The sequence below is a fragment of the Aquabacterium olei genome (assembly GCF_003100395.1).
Lineage (GTDB): Bacteria > Pseudomonadota > Gammaproteobacteria > Burkholderiales > Burkholderiaceae_C > Aquabacterium > Aquabacterium olei.
In genome coordinates this window covers 2,697,202-2,717,655 of the sequence record NZ_CP029210.1, presented here as the reverse complement: position 1 = coordinate 2,717,655, position 20,454 = coordinate 2,697,202, and the positions used below count along the sequence as shown (strand labels likewise).

Sequence of the window (20,454 nt, the reverse complement as noted above, 5' to 3'; positions counted from 1 at the left end):
CATGAGCTGGCTTGAGAAACTGCTGCCCCCGAAGATCCAGCCGACCGACCCGTCCGAGCGTCGTTCGGTGCCCGAGGGCCTGTGGGTCAAGTGCCCGTCGTGCGAGACGGTGCTCTACAAGAACGACCTCGAGGCCAACGTCAACGTCTGCCCGAAGTGCGGTCACCACCACCGCATCGGTGCGCGGGCCCGCCTGGACGCCTTCCTCGACGCCGAAGGCCGCTACGAGATCGGCCAGGAAGTGCTGCCCGTCGACGCGCTGAAATTCCGCGACAGCAAGAAGTACCCCGACCGCATCAAGCAGGCGATGGAATCGACCGGCGAGACGGATGCCCTGATCGTGATGGGCGGCTCGGTCCACAGCATCCCGGTCGTGACGGCCTGCTTCGAGTTCGACTTCATGGGCGGCTCGATGGGCTCGGTGGTGGGTGAGCGTTTCGCGCGCGGCGTGGAAACCGCCGTCGAGCAGAAGACGCCTTTCATCTCGTTCACCGCCACGGGTGGCGCCCGCATGCAGGAAGGCCTGCTGAGCCTGATGCAGATGGCCAAGACCAACGCTGCGCTGACCCGCCTGGCCAAGGCGAAGCTGCCCTACATCAGCGTGCTGACCGACCCGACCATGGGCGGCGTGTCGGCCTCGTTCGCCTTCATGGGCGACGTCGTGATCGCCGAGCCCAAGGCCCTGATCGGCTTTGCCGGCCCCCGCGTGATCGAGAACACCGTGCGCGAAGTGCTGCCGGAAGGCTTCCAGCGTGCCGAGTTCCTGCTGCAGAAGGGCGCCGTCGACATGATCCTCGACCGCCGCGAACTGCGTATGGCCATCGCCCGCCAACTGGCCATGCTGACGCGCCAGCCGGCCGACGCCGTCGCGGGCTGAGTTTCCCGCTGCCTCGGAGGCCGATGCGCCTTCGCTGATCGGGCTGCGCCACGGTGCAGCCCGTTTGCTTTTCTTTCTGACCCTGTCGACATGACTGCCACCGACACGCTCCCGAATCCGGCCGATCTGCACACCCTGGACGACTGGCTCGCGTACTGCGAACGCCTGCACCCGGTCGGCATCGACATGGGGCTGGAGCGCGTGGGCGCGGTGTGGGCGCGCACCGGTGTCGTGCTCGGCACGCCGCTGGGCCAGGAGGACGCAGGTCGTGAGGCGCCCGTGGTGTTCACGGTGGCGGGCACCAACGGCAAGGGTTCGACCTGTGCGATGCTCGAGGGCATCCTGATGTCGTCGGGCTTCCGCGTGGGCGTGTACGGCTCGCCGCACCTGGTGCGCTTCGAGGAGCGCTGCCGCATCCAGGGCGAACTCGTCACGGCCGAACAGCTCGTGCCGCACTTCGCGGCCATCGAGGCCGCCCGCGGCGACACCCCGCTGACCTACTTCGAGTTCACCACGCTGGCCATCATGCGCCTGCTGGCCTCGGCCGGGCTCGATGCGGTGATCCTCGAAGTGGGCCTGGGTGGCCGGCTGGATGCGGTGAACATCATCGACACCGACTGCGCCATCATCACCAGCATCGACCTCGACCACATGGAGTGGCTGGGCCCCGACCGCGAAGCCATCGGCCGCGAGAAGGCTGGCATCATGCGGGCGGGGCGTCCGGCCGTGGTGTCCGACCCGCAGGCGCCGCAGAGTGTGGTGGACCATGCAGCCGAGATCGGCGCCGACCTGTGGCTCTTCGGCCGCGACCACAACTACGCGGGCGACCGCCAGCAGTGGTCCTGGGGGGGGCGCAGCAAGCGCTTCAACGGCATGGCCTACCCGGCGCTGCGCGGCGCCAACCAGTTGCTGAATGCGTCCGGTGTGCTGGCTGCGCTCGAAGCCATGCGGCCTCGTCTGCCGGTGTCCGCGCAAGCGGTGCGCACGGGCCTGGCCACGGTCGAGTTGCCCGGCCGCTTCCAGATCATCCCGGGTCAACCCACGCTGATTCTGGACGTGGCACACAACCCGCATGCCGTGGCCACGCTGGCCGTCAACCTCGACCAGATGGGCTTCTTCCCGCGCACGCATGCCGTGTGGGGCGCGATGGCCGACAAGGACGCCGCGGGGATGGTGGCGAAGCTGCGCCCTTTGGTGGACGCCTGGCATGTGTGCGACCTGCCCACACCGCGGGCCGCGACGGCGGCGCAGTTGGCCCAGGTGATCACCGATGAAGTCGCGGCCCGCCCGCTGGCCACCGCTCCGAAAGCCACGGTCAACACCCACCCGGATCCGATGAGCGCGCTCAAGGCAGCCCTCGCTGCGGCGGACCCGGCGGATAGAATCGTGGTTTTCGGGTCGTTCTATACCGTGGGCGGCGTGTTGCACGAGGGCTTGCCCAAGCTGAACGCGCCCCATCTGAAGGCGGGCGGCGACGGCGCCTGATCAGGCTGCCACCCCCCCGCTTCTTCCATTTTCCAAGCCGAGCATGTCGCTGTCATCGTTTTTCCAGCGCCTTCTGCGTCGCGGCCCTGCGGTCCAGGCCCCGGCGGCCGAGTCCCTGCCGCCTTCCCAGGCCGACATCGAGGCCACGCGCACGCGGGCGCGTCGTCGCCTGATCGGCATGGCCGTGCTGGTGGGGGCGGGTGTCATCGGCTTCCCGTGGCTGTTCGAGACCCAGCCGCGGCCGATGTCCAGCGAAGTCGAAGTGGTCCAGGCCGGAGCGCCCCGTGCCTCGGGTGACCCCGCGCCCGTTTCCGGCCGCGCCGTGGCGGGCAAGGTCGGTGTGGCAGGCATCGTGACGCCGCCTTCGGCGGAGGTGGTGGAGCCCGCGCCGGCAGCTGTCGAACAGGAGGTGACCGAGCGCGAGGTGGTCGAGTCGCCTGCGGAGACCGCGCGTGACACGGCTGGCGCGAAGGAAGCCGAGCGCAAGCAGCCGGAGCAGAAGGCCGCAGAACAGAAGTCGGCTGCTGAGAAAGCGGCCGATCAGGCCGCGGCCAAGCGTCTGGCAGCCGAGAAAGAGAAGGCTGCCGAGGCCGCTCGGGTCCGTCGGCTGGCCGAGCAGAAGGCAGCGGATCAGAAGGCGGCAGAACTCAAGGCTGCCGAACAGAAGGCCGCCGAACGCCGTCAGGCCGAGGCCCGGGCAGCGGCCAGCAAGCCCGCTGACAAGACCGACGGAGGACGCTACATCGTCCAGGTGGGCGCCTTTGGCGAGGCGGCCAAGGCACAGGAGGTGCGGCAGAAGGTCGAGCGCCTCGGCATCAAGACCTACACCCAGGTGGTCGAGACCCCGGATGGCAAACGCATCCGTGTCCGCATCGGGCCTTACGCCGACAAGGCCGAGGCCGAGAAGGCCATGGCAAGCCTGCGCAAGGCCGGGCTGGGCGGCAACATCCTGACGTTGTGAGCACCCCCATCGCCCTGACCCCATGGATGCAGTGAACCCCGTGGACGCCGGCAACGCATGGTCGTTCATCGACCTGGCCCTGCTCATCGGCCTCGCGCTGTCCGTCATCGTGGGGGCGTGGCGCGGCCTGGTGCACGAGGTCATGTCCCTGCTGGGGTGGGGCGCGGCCTATGTCTCGGCGCAGTGGTTCGGCCCGGCCCTGGCCCCGCATCTGCCGGTGGGTGAGGCGGGTGGCCGACTCAATCTGATCTCCGGGATGCTGGTGGCCTTCGTGCTGGCCTGGCTGGTGTGGGCGCTGCTGAGTTGGGGCGTGACCCAGCTGACCCGCGAATCCCCGCTGAACGGGCCGGACCGGGTGCTGGGTGCTGGATTCGGCCTGACGCGGGGCGTGCTGATGGCCTTGCTGGTCGCCACGCTGGTGAACATGACGCCGCTGGCCCAATGGGGTCCGTGGCAATCGTCACGCGGTGTCGCGTGGCTGGCAGTGTTATTGGACGGGCTGCGCCCCGTTCTGCCCGAGCAGGTGGTCAAATTCCTGCCCGAGCAATCGTGACTCGATTTTGTTGAATTGGAAGAGGTGAACCATGTGCGGCATCGTTGGTGTGATTTCCAAGGCGCCCGTCAACCAGTTGATCTATGACGCGCTGTTGCTGCTGCAGCACCGTGGTCAGGATGCGGCCGGCATCGTGACGGCAGGACCGGATGCGCATGGTCGCAAGTTCTACATGCACAAGGCGCGCGGCATGGTCAAGGACGTCTTCCGCACGCGCAACATGCGCGCGCTGCCGGGCACCGTCGGTCTGGGGCAGGTGCGCTACCCGACCGCAGGCAATGCGTTCAACGAGGAAGAAGCCCAGCCGTTTTACGTGAACGCACCGTTCGGTCTCGTGCTCGTGCACAACGGCAACCTCACCAATGCCCACGAACTCCGCGAGGAACTGTTCGACATCGACCGCCGTCACCTGAACACGGACAGTGACACCGAAGTGCTGCTCAACGTGTTCGCGCATGAACTGGAGCTCGCCGGTCGCGAACTGCCGCTGACGCCGGACGCCGTCTTCCAGGCTGTGCGTGCCGTGCACAAGCGCATCAAGGGCTCTTATGCGGTGATCTGCCTGATCGCTGGCCACGGCATGGTCGCCTTCCGTGACCCGTATGGCATCCGCCCGATGTGCTATGGCGAGGCCGATCTGCCCGAGGGCCGTGAAGTGATGGTCGCCAGCGAATCTGTGGCGCTGGAAGGCACGAGCCACCGCCTGGTGCGCGACGTGGCGCCGGGCGAGGCCCTCTTCGTTGACCTGGATGGCGTGGTGCACGCCCGTCAGTGCGCCGAAAAGAGCGTGCTCAACCCGTGCATGTTCGAGTATGTGTACCTGGCCCGCCCCGACTCCGTCATCGATGGTGTTTCGGTCTACCAGGCGCGCCTCAACATGGGCGAGACCCTGGCCCAGCGCGTGATCTCTACGATGCCGCCGTCCGAGATCGACGTCGTCATCCCCATCCCCGAATCCAGCCGGCCGTCGGCCATGCAGCTGGCTCAGAAGCTGGGCAAGCCCTACCGCGAAGGGTTCGTGAAGAACCGCTATGTGGGCCGGACCTTCATCATGCCGGGGCAGGGCGTGCGCAAGAAGTCGGTTCGCCAGAAGCTCAACGCCATCAGCATGGAGTTCAAGGGCCGCAACGTGCTGCTGGTGGACGACTCCATCGTGCGCGGCACGACCTCGAAGGAGATCGTGCAGATGGCCCGCGAGGCCGGCGCCAAGAAGGTCTACCTCGCCTCGGCTGCGCCGCCGGTGCGCTTCCCCAACGTGTACGGCATCGACATGCCGACCAAGACCGAGCTGGTGGCCCACGGCCGCTCCCACGATGACATCCGCAAGATCATCGGCTGCGACGCCCTGATCTATCAGGATGTCGATGCGATGAAGAAGGTGGTGGGTAAGCTGAACCCCGAGATCAAGGGCTTCGAGGCCTCGTGCTTCGACGGTTGCTACATCACGGGTGATGTCAGCGCCGCCGACTTCGCGGCCATCGAATCACAGCGCCTGACGCAGAAGGACGAGGAAGAGGCGGTCAACTCGCGTCTGGCCCTGCAGAACCAGCCGGAGTGAGCGCCAACCTGGCCCTGAGGGCCAGGCCGGATTCGCAACCGGGTCGGCCGGCCACTGGCTGCGGCCGCCCATGGAAAGGGGCCGCTGATGGCCGACAACGACAAGAAAAGACTGCCGCGCCGCGACCTGCCGACCGATGCCCGCATCGAGACGCTCGCCGTGCGCGAGGGCCTGCCGCCCACGCAATGGGGCGAGAACTCCGAAGCGCTGTTTCTGACCAGCAGCTTCAACCACCCGGATGCAGCCACGGCCGCCGCCCGCTTCGCCAACGAAGAGGAAGCGTTCGTGTACTCGCGCTTCACCAACCCGACCACGATGATGTTCGAGCGCCGCCTGGCCGCGCTCGAAGGCACCGAGGCGTGCATTGCCACGGCCAGTGGCATGAGTGCCATCCTGCTCATGGTCATGGGCCTGCTCAAGGCGGGTGACCACGTGGTGTGCTCCCACAGCGTGTTCGGCTCGACCATCACCCTGCTGGCCACGCAGTTCGGCAAGTTCGGGGTCGAGACCACCTTCGTCTCGCAAACCGACGTGCAGCAGTGGCGCGACGCCATGCGGCCCAACACGAAGCTGCTGTTTGCCGAAACACCGAGCAACCCGCTGACCGAGGTGTGCGACATTGCCGCCCTGGCCGAGATCGCGCATGCACACGGTGCCCTGCTGGCGGTGGACAACTGCTTCTGCACCCCCGCGTTGCAGAAGCCGGTGGACCTGGGTGCCGACCTCATCATCCACTCGGGCACCAAATACCTGGACGGGCAGGGCCGGGTGCTGGCCGGTGCCGTGTGCGGGCCTGACGCCATCATCAACGGCCCACTGATGAGCACCCTGCGGGGCGCCGGCATGGCGCTCTCGCCCTTCAATGCCTGGGTGGTGCTCAAGGGCCTCGAAACCCTGGCCATCCGCATGGCGGCGCAAAGCGCCAATGCGCTAAAGCTCGCACAGTGGCTCGAGCGGCACCCGAAGGTCGACCAGGTCTTCTACCCCGGCCTGCCCAGCCACCCGCAGCACGAACTCGCCATGCGGCAGCAGAACGGTTGCGGCGGTGCCGTCGTGTCCTTCACGACGAAACCGGCGACCGGCGACGTCACCGTGCCTAGCCCCGCCACGCTGGACGAGGCCGCCATGCGCCTGCGTCAGGCCGCTTTCCACGTGATCGACCACACCCGTCTGTGCTCGATCACCTCCAACCTGGGCGACACCAAGACGCTGATCACCCACCCGTCGAGCACCTCGCACGGGCGGCTGACCGAAGCCCAGCGCCTGGCCGCCGGCATCACGCAGGGCATGGTCCGCGTGGCCGTCGGCCTCGAACACATCGATGACATCACGGCCGACCTGGCCCGTGGCCTGGATACCCTCAACTCATGAGTAACGCTGTTCCCCAACCCACCGGCGTGGTCCGCACCCGGATCGCCCCTTCGCCGACCGGCTACCTGCACCTCGGCACCGCCCGCACCGCGCTGTATTCCTGGGCCTATGCCCGCCACCACGGTGGCCAGTTCGTGCTGCGCATCGAAGACACCGACGTGGCCCGCTCCACGCAGGAATCGGTCGAGCAGATCCTGCAGTCCATGCACTGGCTGGGCCTGGACTACGACGAAGGCCCGATCTACCAGATGCAGCGCCTGGACCGCTACCAGCAGGTCATCGACCAGATGCTGGCCAACGGCACGGCCTACCGCTGCTACGCCACGCCGGAAGAGCTGGACGCCATGCGGGAGGCCCAGAAGGCCCGCGGCGAGAAGACCGGCTACGACGGCCGCTGGCGCCCCGCTCCGGGCAAGGTTCTGCCTCCGATCCCGGAGGGCGTGAAGCCCGTGGTGCGCTTCGCCAACCCGCTGGACGGCGATGTGACCTGGGACGACCTCGTCAAGGGCCCGATCACGATCAACAACCGTGAGATCGACGACCTGATCATCCAGCGCCCCGATGGCGTGCCCACCTACAACTTCGCCGTGGTGGTCGACGACTGGGACATGCAGATCACCCACGTCTTCCGTGGCGACGAGCACATCAACAACACGCCCTGGCAGATCAACATCTACCGTGCGCTGGGCGCGGCGCTGCCGCAGTTCGGCCACCTGCCGGTCATCCTGGGTGACGATGGCACCAAACTGTCCAAGCGCCGCGGCGCCGTGGCCGTGTCGAACTACGAAGAAATGGGCTACCTGCCCGAGGCGATGTTGAACTACCTGGCCCGCCTGGGTTGGAGCCATGGCGACGAAGAGCTGTTCACGATCGAGCAGATGGTGTCGTGGTTCGATGGCTCGCACCTCAACAAGAGCCCGGCCCAGTGGGATGCGGCCAAGCTGGCGTGGGTCAACGCCCACTACGTCAAGCACGCAGACGACCAGCGGCTCTCGGCCCTGGTGGCCAAGCACCTGCGCGCCAAGGGCCATGCCGTGGCCGACGACGCCGCGCTGGCCCCGCATTGCGCGCTGTTCAAGGACCGGTGTGCGACGACCATGGAACTGGCCGACTGGCTGAGCATGTACGTGACCGACGTGACCCCGCCGGCCGATGAGCTGGCTGCCAAGCTGACCGACGCCGTCAAGCCGGCCGTGGCCGCGCTGGCAGAACGCCTGAAGGGTGTGGCGTGGGAGGCACCGGCCATCAGCCAGGCCATCAAGGACACGCTGGGCGAGTTCGGTCTGAAGATGCCGCAGCTGGCGATTCCTGTGCGCCTGCTGGTATGTGGCCGCTCGCAGACGCCGTCGGTGGATGCCGCGCTGGTGTTGTTCGAACGTGACGTTGTCGTGCAACGGTTGCAGAAAAACATCTGACAGTTGCCAACGACAGAAAAATCGACATATACTCTCATTCTCGCTTGAACGACGCTTTGTTCGAAACGACAAAGCAGCCGGGCAACCTGAAGGATGCAGATCCAGAGGGGGTATAGCTCAGCTGGGAGAGCGCTTGCATGGCATGCAAGAGGTCAGCGGTTCGATCCCGCTTACCTCCACCACCAGAGCAGTCTGGTTGGTGTCTGGTTGCAGAGTGTGTCGGGTAGAGCGTCGATCAGGTTGCATGAAGGAATTCAGTCCCCTTCGTCTAGAGGCCTAGGACACCACCCTTTCACGGTGACTACAGGGGTTCGAATCCCCTAGGGGACGCCAAGTTTTGACGGCACTTGGCTGGCAGTAATGTCAGCGCAGCCGACAACCACGCGGAGTGGTAGTTCAGTTGGTTAGAATACCGGCCTGTCACGCCGGGGGTCGCGGGTTCGAGTCCCGTCCACTCCGCCAGTTATTTGAATGGCGTTGCTGGTGACACAGCAGCGCGGTTGATGGAAACAGTCTCGGTGCCAGTCTGGCGCCCTGAACGTGGCAACACGAACGGGGGTATAGCTCAGCTGGGAGAGCGCTTGCATGGCATGCAAGAGGTCAGCGGTTCGATCCCGCTTACCTCCACCAAAATGCCGACAGGGTGTCCTGTTGGTCGGTGGCGTCAGGGCCGGTAGTGAGGCGGTTTGTGTCGATTACAATTCGTTGCGACGGAGTCCCCTTCGTCTAGAGGCCTAGGACACCACCCTTTCACGGTGACTACAGGGGTTCGAATCCCCTAGGGGACGCCAAGTTTTGACGGCGCTTGGATCAAGCATGCTTGCATGCGAGACTGAAGTCGTCAGCCACGCGGAGTGGTAGTTCAGTTGGTTAGAATACCGGCCTGTCACGCCGGGGGTCGCGGGTTCGAGTCCCGTCCACTCCGCCAAGCTTTGCGAAGCCCTGATGCCTGTGCATCAGGGCTTTTTGTATTGGGCCTCAGCCTGTCGTCTCTTCGGCCGGCGTCCGACGACCGAACATCGCCCAGCTTTCAATCAGCATCACCACGTCGTCATGCTGGTTCAACGCTTCCCATCGCGTCTGCACCAGGCCCACATGGGCACGGCTCTTCATCGGGCGCGACGCCAGCACGGTCATGCGGGCGCGCAGATGGTCACCCACCATCACCGGCTTCAGCCACTTGAGCGAGTCCAGGCCCGGCGATCCCAGGCTCGACGAATCCAGCAGAAAGCCATCGCACATCAGCCGCATCACGATGCCGGCCGTGTGCCAACCGCTGGCCGCCAGCCCACCGAACAGCGAGGCCTTGCCGGCCTCTTCGTCGAGGTGGAAAGGCTGCGGGTCGAAATCGCGCGCAAACGCGATCACCTCGTCGCGGGTGACCTCTTTCGGGCCGAACGTCATGGTGAGGCCTTCGGTGAAGTCCTCCCAGTGCCACCGGGGCACGGGCTTGCTCATGGTGTCTCCTTGTCGAAGCGGAGGGGGCGGGGGGACAAAGGGGAGCCCGCAGGGGGCGCGCCCTGATTGGAAAGAAAGGTGCCGGCCAGGATCACCACCGTGCCGAGGACCATGCTGACACTGATGGACTCACCCAGAAACAGGGCGCCCCACAGCATGCCGAAGATGGGGATGAGGAAGGTGACGGAGATCGCGCGGCTGGCGCCGATGCGCACGATGAGCCGGTTGAACAGGTCGTAAGCGAAGCCAGTGCACAGCACGGCGAGGCCCAGCAGGGCCACCCACACCGTGGGGCTGAGCAACGACCATGTGGCCGCTGGGGCGCCGGGCAGCCCCGCCCACCAGGCAGGCCCGCACAGGGTCACGCCCGCCATGGCGAGCGTCGAGGTCGTCACGGTGAGTGAGGGCACCCCGTGCAGACGCCGCTGCACCATGTACACCGACAGGGCATAGCACAGCGTCGCCAGCATCACGAGTGCCACCGCAAGCAGCGAGGCCTCTCCGCTGTGCAAGCGCTCGGCAGACAGCAGCATCACGCCAGCGAAGCCGGTGGCCAGGCCGATCAGGCGCCGTCTGCCCAGCGGCTCACGCGTCCACACCCAGCCCACGAGGGCGCCCCACAGAGGGGTGGTGGCATTCAGGATGGACATCAGGCCCGCGGGCAGCGAACGCGCAGCCTGACTGAGGCACAGGAAGGGGATCAGGGTGGACAGCAGCGCCACGCCGAACAAGGTTGTGCGGTGCGCGCGGGCCTTGCCAAAGTCATGGAAGCCACCCCGCCACATCAGCAGCGGCAGCAGCACCAGCGCCCCGCCCAAGGTGCGCACGGCGGCCACCATGATGGGGCCGACGACGGGCGAGGGCCCTGTCGCAGGAAGAGGAACGAGGCGCCCCACAGCGCGGCGAGCAGAAGAAGGGCGAGATGGTCACGAAGGTGCATGCGGTGGGATCCTAGCGTGAAGCAGCCGCGCGCACGGCGTTTGCTGGCTAGGTCGTCCGGACAGATTCGGATACCTCGATTCGCGGGGAACCCAGTCCCCTGGCGACGGTGCCTCACCGGGTGGTCACAGGGCAGTCCCTAAAATGGGCCCAGTTCAGTTCACCATCATTCATCTCAGCAAAGGACCACCATGCAAGTTGCGGCTTCCATCTTCAAGGCCTATGACATTCGGGGCGTCGTCGGGCAGACCTTGAGCGAGGCGGTGGCCGAGCACCTGGGCCGTGCCTTCGGCACCGAGGCCCTGAAGCTGGGCGAGAAGGCGGTGGCCGTGGGCCGCGACGGCCGCCTGTCGGGCCCGTCGCTGAGTGCGGCGCTGATCAAGGGCCTGCGCGCCACCGGCATCCACGTGATCGACCTGGGGGCCGTGACCACGCCGATGCTGTACTACGTGGCCGCCACGCGCGAAGCCGAGGGTTGCCACAGTGGCATCCAGGTCACCGGCAGCCACAACCCGAAGGATTACAACGGCTTCAAGATGGTGCTGGCCGGCCGCGCCATCTATGGCGACGACATCCAGAACCTGCGTCTGCGCATCGAGCGTGAAGAGTACGCCGAGGGGCAGGGCAGCCTCACGGCGCTGGACATCCTGCCGGAGTACACCCAGCGCATCGTGGGCGACTGCAAGCTGAGCCGCCCGCTGAAGATCGTGGTTGACTCGGGCAACGGCATTCCGGGCGCTTCGGCCCCCGGCATCCTGCGCGCGCTGGGCTGCGACGTGACGGAGCTGTACTCCGAGGTTGATGGCGACTTCCCCAACCACCACCCGGACCCCTCCAAGCCCGAGAACCTGCAGGATCTGATTGCCGCGGTGAAGGCACAGGGCGCCGACCTGGGCCTGGCCTTCGACGGTGACGGCGACCGCCTGGGCGTCATCACCCGGGAAGGCAACAACATCTTCCCGGATCGCCAGATCATGCTGTTCGCCCGCGACGTGCTGTCGCGCGTGCCGGGCGGCAAGATCATCTACGACGTGAAGTGCAGCCAGCAGCTGGCCATCGCCATCCGCGCGGCGGGCGGCGAGCCGGTGATGTACAAGACCGGCCACTCGCTGGTGAAGGCCAAGCTGAAGGAAACCGGGGCACCGTTCGCCGGCGAGATGTCCGGCCACATCTTCTTTGCCGAGCGCTGGTACGGTTTTGACGATGCCACCTACACCGCCGGCCGTCTGCTCGAGATCCTGAGCAAGGAAGCCGACCCGAGCGCCGTGCTGAACGCGCTGCCCACCAGCCACAGCACGCCCGAGCTGAATGTGCCGTGCGCCGAGGGCGAGCACCACGCGGTGGTCGAGAAGCTGCGTGAAACGGCGAAGTTCGAAGGTGCCCGCGAGGTGACGATGATCGACGGCCTGCGCGCCGATTACGAGGACGGCTTCGGTCTGGTGCGGGCTTCCAACACCACCCCGGTGCTGGTGCTGCGTTTTGAAGGTCAGACGCCCGAGGCGCTTGAGCGCATCCGCAAGGTCTTCATGGACGCCATCCTGGCGGTCAAGCCCGACGCGCACGTCGGCGCCGCGGCGCACTGAGCGGCCTGGGCTACGATTTCGGGTTTGCTGTCCCGAAAGCGTTGCCCTTGTCCGACCGAATCCTGAGCGCCTGGCTGGCCCGCCAGGCCTACACCCTGCTGCTGCGTCTTGGCACGCCCGCCTACCTGTGGCGGGTGTGGGCGCGCGGCCGGGAAGAGCCCGACTACCGCGCCGACTGGCCGCGCCGGCTTGGCTTGTACGACGCGGCCTACCGTGCGCAGGTGGCAGAGCCCACCGGAGCCCGCCCCCTGCTGTGGCTGCATGCCGTGTCGCTGGGCGAGGCAAGGGCGGCCACGCCGCTGGTGCAGGCGCTGCGCACCGCACGGCCCGGCATGCGATTGCTGCTGACCCACACCACCGCCACGGGCCGTGAGGCCGGCCGTGCGCTGCTTCAGCCGGGTGATCTGCAGACCTGGCTGCCCTACGACACCCCGGGTGCCGTGCGCCGCTTTCTGGCGCTGCACCGTCCGGCCGTGGGCGTGCTGATGGAAACCGAAGTGTGGCCCAACGTGCAGCACGAGGCGACCCGGGCCGGGGTGCCCATGGTGCTGGCCAATGCCCGCTTGAGCGCGAAAAGCCTTCGACAGGGGCGGCGGTTCGCGGCGCTGTTGCGGCCTGCTGCGCAGGCGCTGCGCCTGTGCCTCGCGCAGACCGAGGACGACGCTACCCGGCTGCGTGCCATGGGCGCGCCCACCGTGCGGGTGTCTGGCAACGTCAAGTTCGACCTGGCACCCGACCCGACGCTGCTTGCGCGTGGCGAGGCGTGGCGGGCGGTCGACCCGCGCCCCGTGGTGTTGGCGGCCAGCACGCGCGAAGGTGAGGAGGGCGGTTTGCTGGCGGCGTGGCGTTCGGCCATGGCAGCGTGGCCGGCCGATGGCGCCAGTTTGCGGCCCCGGCTGTTCGTCGTGCCGCGCCATCCACAGCGCTTTGACGAGGTGGCGCAGGCGGTGTCGGCGGCTGGCTTCACGCTGTCGCGCCGCAGTGCCTGGCCGGCATCCGGCCCGGACGCCGCGGCACAGACCGCAGATGTGTGGCTGGGTGATTCGATGGGCGAGATGCCTGCGTATTACGCCGCGGCCGACGTGGCGCTGCTGGGTGGCAGCTTTGCGCCGCTGGGCGGGCAGAATCTGATCGAGGCGGCCGCCTGTGGCTGCCCGGTGGTGATGGGCCCGTCCACCTTCAATTTCGCGCAGGCGGCCGAGTTGAGCGAGGCCGCCGGCGCCGCCTGGCGCGTGGCCGACTGGCCGGCTGGCGTGGCGCAGGCCGTGGCGTTGACCGCGCCGGCGGCACGGGGCGAGGCGAGTGCGCGGGCGCTGGCGTTTGCCGCTGCGCACCGCGGTGCGGCCCGTCAGATGGCCGAGGCGATCTGGCAGGTGGCCCGCGGCTGACGCGGCGTCAGGCCTGCAGATCCTGCCACTCGGGGTGGCGCCGCATGTAGGCGACCACATAGCTGCACAGCGGCTGCACTTTGTGGCCTTCTGCGCGTGCCCAGCCCAGCGCGTGCGAGACCAGCGCCGCCGCAATGCCGCGGCCTTCCAGTGCCCGCGGCACCCCGGTGTGGGTCATGCGGACGATGCCGTTCTGCAGCACGTAGTCGGCTTCACAGCGCAAGCCGTCGACGGTCGCCTCGAAGCGGCCGATCTCGGGGCGGTGGACGATGTCAAGGGGTTTGGTGTCGCTCATGCTTGCTCCTTGTGTTTCAGACCCAGCCCAGGCCACCCAGCACGGCGCCCAGCGCCACCAGCCAGATCAGCGGCACGCGGGTGCGCCAGACGGCCAGCGCCACGCCCACGCTGAGGGCCAGGGCGCGGGGCGCATCGGGAGCAGGGGCCAGCAACCAGCCCGTGGCAAGCAGCAGGCCCACCGTGACGGGCACCATCGCCGCCTGAAAGGCCTGCACGCCCAGCCATTGCCGGCGCCTGGCCACCCATCGCGAGGCGGCAAGGGCCAGCGTGGTCGACGGGATCATGATCCCCAGCAGGCTGATGACCGCACCGCCCAGCCCGGCGCCGTACCAGCCCATCAGGGCCACGAAGAGCACATTGGGCCCCGGCGCTGCCTGGGCCAGCGCGATGGCGGCCGTGAAGTCGGTGTCGCTCATCAGGCCGCCATCGGTGACCAGCCGCCCGTGCATGTCGGGCACCAGGGTGATCGCTCCGCCGATGGACATCAGCGAGAGCGCGAGAAAGTGCCCGAAGAGGGTCAGCCAGGTGTCGGGCGCCCACATCAGTGGATGCATGGCCACGGGGTGACTGGCTGCTGCGGTGGGGGCAGAAGCCGCAACCGCCTGGGCGGCGGTCAGCGTGGCGCTCATGTGCGGGCCTGCGCGGGGCGCGCGCGCCGTCGCAGCAGCACATAGGTGACCGCCCAGGCACAGCCCCCGAGGCCCAGCAGCACCCACAGCAGTGGCAGGCGCAGCACGGTCATCATCAGAAAAGCCGTGAGGGCCAGCACGGCCCCGGTGGTGGCCCCCAGCACATGGCCTTTCAGGGACACGGCCAGCCGGAGCACGGTGCCGACGATCTGGCCGGCGGCCACCGCCGCGATGCCATGCAGTGCGCCGCGCACCACGCCCTGCGCGGGGCCGGTGGCTGCCGCCTCGCCCAGCACCCAGGCCAGGGCCAGCATCAGGACCAGCGGCGCGCACACCATGCCACCCAGCGCGGCCAGGGCCCCGCGCCAGCCGAAGAAGCGGTCGCCCACCATCAGCGACAGGTTGCAGACGTTCGGGCCGGGCAGCACCTGGGCACTGGCCAGCAGCTGCACGAACTCGTCGGCGGTGAGCCAGCCGCGGCGTTCACACAGCTCGCGCTGCGCCACCGCGATGACGCCTCCGAAGCCTTGCAGGGCCAGCAGCGTGAAGGCCAGGAACAGCTCGCCCAGTGAGGCGGGCCGGCGCGCCGCTTCTTCAGGCATACACGGCGACGACCTGATAGCCCAGCGCGGCGAGCTGTCCGCATGGGGTCCACAGCGTGGTGCGCTCGTTCACGTAGCCCTCGCCGGTGACAAGGGCGTCCTTGTCCATGCGCCAGAAACCGGCCGGCTCGCTCAGGGCCACCGGCCGCAGTTCGAGCGCCCACGACACCGACGATGCGGGGGCAAAGCCGTTCAGGCGCTGCAGCGCGGGCGTGGGGCCGGCGTCGGCCATCAGCACGGCCTGGAGCTCGGCATCGACGTCACCGGGCTGCTTCACCCGCACGTGGGTGCGGCTGTGCCAGTTCTCGGCGCCGGTGAAGGGCAGACCGCCTTCTGCGACGCGGAACTCGAGGTGCTGCGTGAAGTTGGGCGTCAGGCCCGGAATGAAGGGCAGCTTCAAGGCGGCATCCGGGTCCTTGTCGACGTCGGGCCGCGCGGGGTTCAGCGCGGGCAGGGTGCTGTCGCGGCCGGTGCCGAACACGCCGAGCAGCACGCCCGCCACCTGTTCTGCGCCGCTGCCATCGGCCTGCAGCAGCCGGGCCTGAACCTGACGCACGTTCTTGCCCTGCCTCAGCAGGTGCACTTCGATGTCGACCGGACCCGGCACCACCGGCCCGACAAAGCTGGTCTGCAGGGCGCGCAGGGGCCAGTCGGTGCCACACACATCGCGCATGGCCTGCACGGCCAGCAGCGAGAGCAGGCCCCCGAAGGTGGTGCGGCCCTGGCCCCAGTCAGCACCGACATGGAAGCGCACGCGCACCTCTCCCGGCGTGCGGGTGGCCAGCAGTTCAGGAAGGGTCTGAAGGGGCAGGGTGGGGGCGGTGTCGGACATGGCGGAGGGGCGAGGACAGCTTGGATCGCCCCATTATGGGTGGAATCGAACGATCGTGCTTTTCCGGGGAGACTCAAGCGTGCTGGCGTTCCTGGAGCCAGGCGGCCAGCGCCGGCGCGGGCAGGGGACGGCTGTACAGGTAGCCCTGAACCAGATCGCAGCCACGGCTGGCCAAGTAGGCTTCCTGATCCGGCATCTCGACGCCCTCGGCCACCACGGCCAGCTTCAGGCCACGCGCCATGGCGATCATGGTGGCGACCAGTTGCCCGTCGTTGTCGTTGCCCGGCAGGTCCTGCACGAAGCTGCGGTCGATCTTCAGCTGGTGCACCGGGAAGCGCTTGAGGTAGGCCAGCGACGAGTAACCGGTGCCAAAGTCGTCGATGGTGAGCGTCACGCCCAGGCTGTGCAGCATGTGCAGGAACTGCTCGGCACTGCCGCCGGTTTCCATCAGCCCGCTCTCCGTGATCTCGAGTTCCAGCCGGTCAGGCGGCAGGCCGGTTTCATTGAGGATGCGCGACACGCGTTCCACCACACCGCCGCGGCGGATCTCGGACGGCGACAGGTTGACCGACATGCGCCCGAAGTCCAGCCCTGCATCCAGCCAGGCGCGACCCTGGCGGCAGGCTTCGGCCAGTACCCATTCGCTGAGCGCGACGATCATGCCGGTGTCTTCCATCACGGGAATGAACTGGTGCGGGCTGACCGGTGCCATGAACTCGCCACTGCCGGATGGCGGGCGCAGCCGCACCAGGGCTTCGACCGCCGTGACGCGGCGGTCGCTCAGGCGCATCTGCGGCTGGTAGTGCAGCAGGAAGTCGCCTTGTTCCATGGCGCGGCGCAGGCGGGTCTCGAGCAGCAGGCGCGAAGTGGCGTCGCTGGTGAAGGACTCGGTGTAGAAGCTGAAGCTGTTGCGCCCGCGACGCTTCGACTCGTACATCGCCGCATCGGCATTGCGGATGAGTTCGGCTGCGTCCTGGCCGTCGTCGGGGAAGAGGCTGATGCCGATCGAGGCGCGCACGTAGACCTGCTCGCCGCCGTCGAGCGTGAAGGGCTGTTGCAGCGTGTCGAGGATGGCCGAGGCCACGTGGGCCGCCTGCTGCGGGTGCCGCAGGTGTTCGAGCACCAGGATGAACTCGTCGCCGCCCAGTCGGCCCAGGGTGTCTTCCTGGCGCACGCGGGCCCGCAGGCGGCTGGCGACCTGGCGCAGCAGGCTGTCGCCCGCGGCGTGGCCGAGGCCGTCGTTCACGGTCTTGAAGTTGTCGAGGTCGATGAAGACGACGCCCACCAGCGTGTGGTGGCGCTGGGCCAGGCTCAGGGCGTGGGCCAGCCGCTGGTGGATCATGCCGCGGTTGGGCAGCTCGGTCAGCGTGTCGAAGTGCGCCATGCGGGCCAGGCGCTCCTCGGTCTGCTTCAGTTGCGTGATGTCGGTGAAGACGCCGACAAAGTGCGTGGGACGCCCGGCCTTGTTGCGCACCGCACTGACCGACAGCTTGGTCATGAACAGTTCGCCGTTCTGGCGCTGGAACCACATCTCGCCCTGCCAGCTGCCTTCCTGGATCAGGCCCTCGCGGATGTCGTCGAGCGTGACGGTGGGGTCGTCCGGCAGCAGGAAATCCGGCATGCGGCCGATCACCTCGGCCTCGGTCCAGCCGGTCAGCGCCGTGAAGGCGGGGTTGACCGACACCACCACACGGTCCTGCGACAGCACCATCATCCCGTCCTGGGTGCTCTCCAGCGCCGCGGCGTGCAGGCGGATGCGCTCCTCGGCATGGTGGCGCAGCGCCTCGCGGTGCAGGTTGGTCAGGGCGAAGGACAGGTCCTTGGCGAGGTCGTCGAACAGGGTGAGCAGGTCTTCGGCCTGGTCGTTCACGCGGCGCCCCAGCAGCACGAGGTGGCCGATCAGCACCTCGTCGCGCCGCAGCGGCACGGTGACGCAGCCCGGCATCCCCGATGCGATCGCCGCATCGGCCCAGGCAGGGCGGCGGCTCAGTCGGCCCAGGTCGCTGCTGCAGTACGTCCGGCCGTTGCGCAGGGCGGCGTCCAGCGGGGTGTCGGCGGCCGGGTCGGCGGGCAGGATGAAGTCGAGCAGCGGGCGATCGGGCCCATCCTCGCCGGCGACCGCTTCGCAGCGCAGGTCCAGCGTGCCCTCGCCCTCGTGCATCACCACCCAGGCCTTCTTGAATTGCCCGTGCTCGATGGCGACCCGGCACACGCGGGCCAGCAGCGAGCGTTCGTCGGACGAGCGCACCACGGACTGGTTCACATGGCTGAGGAAGTCGTACAGCCGGGTCTTGTGGCGCAGGCGTTTTTCGGTCTGGCGGTGGGCGGTGATGTCCCAGATCATCCAGACGACTTCTTCCGTGTCGGCCACGGGGGCGCAACGGCTGTCGAAATGCCGGGCCTCTTCGTGAAGGCGCACCGAGAAATTGAGTGATTGCGTGCGGCGGCTGCTCAAGGCTTGCGCGATGACGTCCATGAAGCGCCCGCGCATGTCGGTGGGGAAGAGGATGGACAGCGGCTTGCCCAGAATGGTTTCGGGCGGCCGCCCCAGCAGAGGCAGGTTGCTGCCGTAGACGTCGAGGAAGGTGCCATCGGCGTCCATGCGGAAGGCGAGGTCGGGCAGCACTTCCGCAAACGCGCGCAACTGGGCGTCCCGGGCATGGAGCTTGTCGGCCGTGGCCGCGCGCTGGCGGTCTGCGCGGCGCATCAGGCTGATCAGCAACAGCGTGACCAGGCCCACCAGCGCGATGTTGAGGTGGTCGAACTGCTGCTGGGCCGCCGTCTGGGTGCGCAGCGTGTCGTCCCAGCGGGTGGTGGCCTGCCGCACGGCGGTGTCGACCCGGTCCAGGGTCTGGCGCAGCGCGGCCGCGTCCACCGTGGGCGGCACGCGGGTGCGGTCGTGAACGGCGTTGCGCGTGATCTCGAGTTCGGCCACCAGGGCGGCCATGGCAGGCCGCAGTTCGGCCGGAGAGTCTTCGTGCAGCGCCCGGGCCTGACGCAGCGCGATGGCAATGGCCTCGCGCGGATCCTCGTTGTGCAGGGTGGGCAGACCCAGCACGCGCTGCTCGGCCTCCAGCACGCTGGAGCGTGCCTGGTACTGCACGGTCGACAGCAGCGTGTCAACGCGGTGGGTGCGCTCCTGCAGTCGCCCCCAGCTTTCGTGCGACCAGGCGATCAGACCCATGCTGATGGCGGCCAGCGCGGAAACCGCCAGCGCGAGCGGGCCGAAGCGCACCAGGGCGGGAGCCCGGGGCGTGTCCGGCCGGTGGGCGGCGGTGGGCGACAAAGGGGAAGGCGGGGCCATGCTCACGGGGCGCTCGGTAAGGGAAGACGTCGGCGGCGGGCACAAAACGAGACAGCTTAGGTTAAAACCATGCCCATCGGTGAGGATGACCCGCCTGATGGGCGTCAACTCCCTCATCGTGACGAAGTCCACGCGTGGCAGATGCCACACCTGGGCCTGCCTGATTTCAGTTTTTGCACCTTCATGGCCGAGCACGTTTCCCGACATCCCTTCCGAGCCGAGCGGCTTGCCGTTCGTGGGCAGCAACTGCAGATCCTGCATTGGGGCGATCCCGCCGAGGCCACCGACGCGGTGCCCCTGACCGTGATGGTGCATGGCTGGATGGACGTGGCGGCCTCGTACCAGTTTCTGGTCGATGCGTTGCGCGCACAGCCGGGTTGGGGCGCCCGACCCTTGCTGGCGCTGGACTGGCGCGGTTTCGGGGGAAGCTATCTGGCCAGCGGACCGGCGCCCGACGGGGACTACGCTTATGTCGACTACCTGGCCGACCTGGATGCCGTGCTGGACCGGGTCTCGCCGGGGCGCGCGGTCAACCTGATCGGCCACAGCATGGGCGGCAACGTCGTGATGCTGTATGCCGGCGCGCGGCCGGGCCGCATCCGCCGTCTGGTCAACCTGGAAGGCGTGGGCCTGCCGGTGGCGGCACCCGAAGAAGCACCGCGCCGGCTGGCGGCCTGGCTGGACGGCCTGAAGGCGCCGGTCGCCCTGAAGGACTACGACAGCGTGGCGGCCGTGGCGGCCCGCCTGCGACAGAACAACCCCCGCCTGACGCCCGAGCGGGCGCAGTGGCTGGCCGGGCACTGGGCGCACGAGGCGGGTGGGCGCTGGCACATCAATGCCGACCCGGCGCACAAGCGGCCCGGGCCGCACCTCTACCGCCTGGAGGAAGTGCTCGCCACATGGCGGGCGATCACGGCGCCCACGCTGGTCGTGGAGGGGGCAGACACCGCCGTCTACCAGTTCTTCAACGGGCGCCACACCCGCGACGACTTCCTGCAGCGCGTGGCCGTGCTGCAGAACGCCACGCACCGGGTGTTGCCGGATGCCGGCCACATGCTGCACCACGACCAGCCCGAGCAACTGGCCGCCTGGCTGGCCGACTTTCTGGGCTGAGGGGCGCGCGTCGCAATCCCTCCGTACCGTGAGAAAATGAAAAGTCCGACCGCATGCCGGGCGTCGAATCCGACGCTGTCTGCCCGCGG

General features: G+C 68.1%; 17 protein-coding genes and 6 tRNA genes. 16 read left to right on the top strand and 7 right to left on the bottom strand.

Annotated elements, in window-relative coordinates:
- Position 1: 1 nt before the first annotated feature.
- The 13 genes from accD (at position 2) to DEH84_RS12130 (ending at position 9,148) form a co-directional block, all read left to right on the top strand.
- Positions 2–877: an acetyl-CoA carboxylase, carboxyltransferase subunit beta gene (gene accD / locus DEH84_RS12190; RefSeq protein WP_109037087.1), complete on the top strand. Its 876-nt coding sequence runs from the start codon at positions 2–4 to the stop codon at positions 875–877.
- A 90-nt stretch (positions 878–967) separates the two neighbouring features.
- Positions 968–2,362, top strand: a complete 1,395-nt coding sequence (folC, locus tag DEH84_RS12185; RefSeq protein ID WP_109037086.1) for a bifunctional tetrahydrofolate synthase/dihydrofolate synthase — start codon at positions 968–970, stop codon at positions 2,360–2,362.
- Positions 2,363–2,405: 43 nt separating this feature from the next.
- The gene (locus DEH84_RS12180) at positions 2,406–3,323 is read left to right on the top strand and encodes an SPOR domain-containing protein (RefSeq protein ID WP_109037085.1); all 918 of its coding nucleotides are present in this window, start codon (positions 2,406–2,408) and stop codon (positions 3,321–3,323) included.
- A gap of 22 nt (positions 3,324–3,345) precedes the next feature.
- A complete protein-coding gene (locus DEH84_RS12175; RefSeq protein ID WP_109037084.1) occupies positions 3,346–3,876 on the top strand; it encodes a CvpA family protein in 531 nt (176 codons plus the stop codon).
- Between the two features lie 31 nt (positions 3,877–3,907).
- Positions 3,908–5,434 carry an amidophosphoribosyltransferase gene (gene purF, locus DEH84_RS12170; RefSeq protein ID WP_109037083.1) on the top strand — a complete coding sequence of 509 codons (1,527 nt, stop codon included), beginning with the start codon at positions 3,908–3,910 and terminating at the stop codon, positions 5,432–5,434.
- 87 nt (positions 5,435–5,521) lie between these two features.
- Positions 5,522–6,805, top strand: coding sequence for an O-succinylhomoserine sulfhydrylase (locus DEH84_RS12165; protein WP_109037082.1), 1,284 nt, complete (start codon positions 5,522–5,524; stop codon positions 6,803–6,805).
- Positions 6,802–8,220, top strand: coding sequence for a glutamate--tRNA ligase (gene gltX / locus DEH84_RS12160; RefSeq protein WP_109037081.1), 1,419 nt, complete (start codon positions 6,802–6,804; stop codon positions 8,218–8,220). Before DEH84_RS12165 ends, gltX begins: the two co-directional genes overlap by 4 nt.
- Before the next feature lie 106 nt (positions 8,221–8,326).
- Positions 8,327–8,402: transfer RNA gene (locus DEH84_RS12155), tRNA-Ala, on the top strand.
- A 75-nt stretch (positions 8,403–8,477) separates the two neighbouring features.
- Positions 8,478–8,553 (top strand) — tRNA-Glu (locus DEH84_RS12150).
- A gap of 52 nt (positions 8,554–8,605) precedes the next feature.
- Positions 8,606–8,682: transfer RNA gene (locus DEH84_RS12145), tRNA-Asp, on the top strand.
- 92 nt (positions 8,683–8,774) lie between these two features.
- Positions 8,775–8,850: transfer RNA gene (locus DEH84_RS12140), tRNA-Ala, on the top strand.
- Between the two features lie 85 nt (positions 8,851–8,935).
- Positions 8,936–9,011, top strand: a tRNA-Glu gene (locus DEH84_RS12135).
- A 60-nt stretch (positions 9,012–9,071) separates the two neighbouring features.
- Positions 9,072–9,148, top strand: a tRNA-Asp gene (locus DEH84_RS12130).
- A 50-nt stretch (positions 9,149–9,198) separates the two neighbouring features.
- Here DEH84_RS12130 and DEH84_RS12125 read toward each other — a convergent pair.
- On the bottom strand, positions 9,199–9,678 hold the full coding sequence (locus tag DEH84_RS12125) for a MaoC family dehydratase (protein WP_109037080.1): 480 nt from the start codon (positions 9,676–9,678) through the stop codon (positions 9,199–9,201).
- Complete coding sequence (locus DEH84_RS12120; protein ID WP_109037079.1) at positions 9,675–10,517, bottom strand: DMT family transporter; 843 nt, start codon at positions 10,515–10,517, stop codon at positions 9,675–9,677. Before DEH84_RS12120 ends, DEH84_RS12125 begins: the two co-directional genes overlap by 4 nt.
- Positions 10,518–10,808: 291 nt before the next feature.
- Between DEH84_RS12120 and DEH84_RS12115 the strand changes: the two genes are divergently transcribed.
- A complete protein-coding gene (locus DEH84_RS12115; RefSeq protein ID WP_109037078.1) occupies positions 10,809–12,200 on the top strand; it encodes a phosphomannomutase/phosphoglucomutase in 1,392 nt (463 codons plus the stop codon).
- Positions 12,201–12,247: 47 nt separating this feature from the next.
- The gene (locus tag DEH84_RS12110; RefSeq protein ID WP_245932578.1) at positions 12,248–13,588 is read left to right on the top strand and encodes a 3-deoxy-D-manno-octulosonic acid transferase; all 1,341 of its coding nucleotides are present in this window, start codon (positions 12,248–12,250) and stop codon (positions 13,586–13,588) included.
- Positions 13,589–13,595: 7 nt separating this feature from the next.
- On the opposite strand, the gene DEH84_RS12105 is transcribed toward DEH84_RS12110, so the two are convergent.
- From DEH84_RS12105 to DEH84_RS12085, 5 genes are all read right to left on the bottom strand, one after another.
- Positions 13,596–13,883 (bottom strand): GNAT family N-acetyltransferase, encoded by a 288-nt coding sequence (locus DEH84_RS12105; protein ID WP_109037077.1) that lies wholly within the window; start codon positions 13,881–13,883, stop codon positions 13,596–13,598.
- 16 nt (positions 13,884–13,899) lie between these two features.
- Positions 13,900–14,439, bottom strand: a complete 540-nt coding sequence (locus DEH84_RS12100) for a chromate transporter (protein WP_109038370.1) — start codon at positions 14,437–14,439, stop codon at positions 13,900–13,902.
- 71 nt (positions 14,440–14,510) lie between these two features.
- Entirely contained in the window at positions 14,511–15,116 is a 606-nt protein-coding gene (locus tag DEH84_RS12095; protein ID WP_109037076.1) for a chromate transporter, read from the bottom strand.
- Positions 15,109–15,948 (bottom strand): acyl-CoA thioesterase, encoded by an 840-nt coding sequence (locus DEH84_RS12090; protein WP_109037075.1) that lies wholly within the window; start codon positions 15,946–15,948, stop codon positions 15,109–15,111. Before DEH84_RS12090 ends, DEH84_RS12095 begins: the two co-directional genes overlap by 8 nt.
- A gap of 73 nt (positions 15,949–16,021) precedes the next feature.
- Complete coding sequence (locus DEH84_RS12085; protein WP_245932780.1) at positions 16,022–19,252, bottom strand: sensor domain-containing protein; 3,231 nt, start codon at positions 19,250–19,252, stop codon at positions 16,022–16,024.
- Between the two features lie 183 nt (positions 19,253–19,435).
- On the opposite strand from DEH84_RS12085, the gene DEH84_RS12080 reads away from it, so the two are divergent.
- Positions 19,436–20,365, top strand: coding sequence for an alpha/beta fold hydrolase (locus tag DEH84_RS12080; protein ID WP_109038369.1), 930 nt, complete (start codon positions 19,436–19,438; stop codon positions 20,363–20,365).
- Positions 20,366–20,454: the final 89 nt, after the last annotated feature.

Excerpts from the sequence above, each read along its gene's own strand:
- DEH84_RS12095 (WP_109037076.1), bottom strand. The coding sequence starts at position 15,116 with ATGCCTGAAGAAGCGGCGCGCCGGCCCGCCTCACTGGGCGAGCTGTTC.
- DEH84_RS12105 (WP_109037077.1), bottom strand. The coding sequence starts at position 13,883 with ATGAGCGACACCAAACCCCTTGACATCGTCCACCGCCCCGAGATCGGC.
- DEH84_RS12080 (WP_109038369.1), top strand. The coding sequence starts at position 19,436 with ATGGCCGAGCACGTTTCCCGACATCCCTTCCGAGCCGAGCGGCTTGCC.
- DEH84_RS12125 (WP_109037080.1), bottom strand. The coding sequence starts at position 9,678 with ATGAGCAAGCCCGTGCCCCGGTGGCACTGGGAGGACTTCACCGAAGGC.
- gltX (WP_109037081.1), top strand. The coding sequence starts at position 6,802 with ATGAGTAACGCTGTTCCCCAACCCACCGGCGTGGTCCGCACCCGGATC.
- folC (WP_109037086.1), top strand. The coding sequence starts at position 968 with ATGACTGCCACCGACACGCTCCCGAATCCGGCCGATCTGCACACCCTG.
- DEH84_RS12180 (WP_109037085.1), top strand. The coding sequence starts at position 2,406 with ATGTCGCTGTCATCGTTTTTCCAGCGCCTTCTGCGTCGCGGCCCTGCG.
- DEH84_RS12175 (WP_109037084.1), top strand. The coding sequence starts at position 3,346 with ATGGATGCAGTGAACCCCGTGGACGCCGGCAACGCATGGTCGTTCATC.
- DEH84_RS12165 (WP_109037082.1), top strand. The coding sequence starts at position 5,522 with ATGGCCGACAACGACAAGAAAAGACTGCCGCGCCGCGACCTGCCGACC.
- purF (WP_109037083.1), top strand. The coding sequence starts at position 3,908 with ATGTGCGGCATCGTTGGTGTGATTTCCAAGGCGCCCGTCAACCAGTTG.
- DEH84_RS12115 (WP_109037078.1), top strand. The coding sequence starts at position 10,809 with ATGCAAGTTGCGGCTTCCATCTTCAAGGCCTATGACATTCGGGGCGTC.
- DEH84_RS12100 (WP_109038370.1), bottom strand. The coding sequence starts at position 14,439 with ATGCATCCACTGATGTGGGCGCCCGACACCTGGCTGACCCTCTTCGGG.
- DEH84_RS12120 (WP_109037079.1), bottom strand. The coding sequence starts at position 10,517 with ATGGTGGCCGCCGTGCGCACCTTGGGCGGGGCGCTGGTGCTGCTGCCG.
- accD (WP_109037087.1), top strand. The coding sequence starts at position 2 with ATGAGCTGGCTTGAGAAACTGCTGCCCCCGAAGATCCAGCCGACCGAC.
- DEH84_RS12090 (WP_109037075.1), bottom strand. The coding sequence starts at position 15,948 with ATGTCCGACACCGCCCCCACCCTGCCCCTTCAGACCCTTCCTGAACTG.
- DEH84_RS12085 (WP_245932780.1), bottom strand. The coding sequence starts at position 19,252 with ATGGCCCCGCCTTCCCCTTTGTCGCCCACCGCCGCCCACCGGCCGGAC.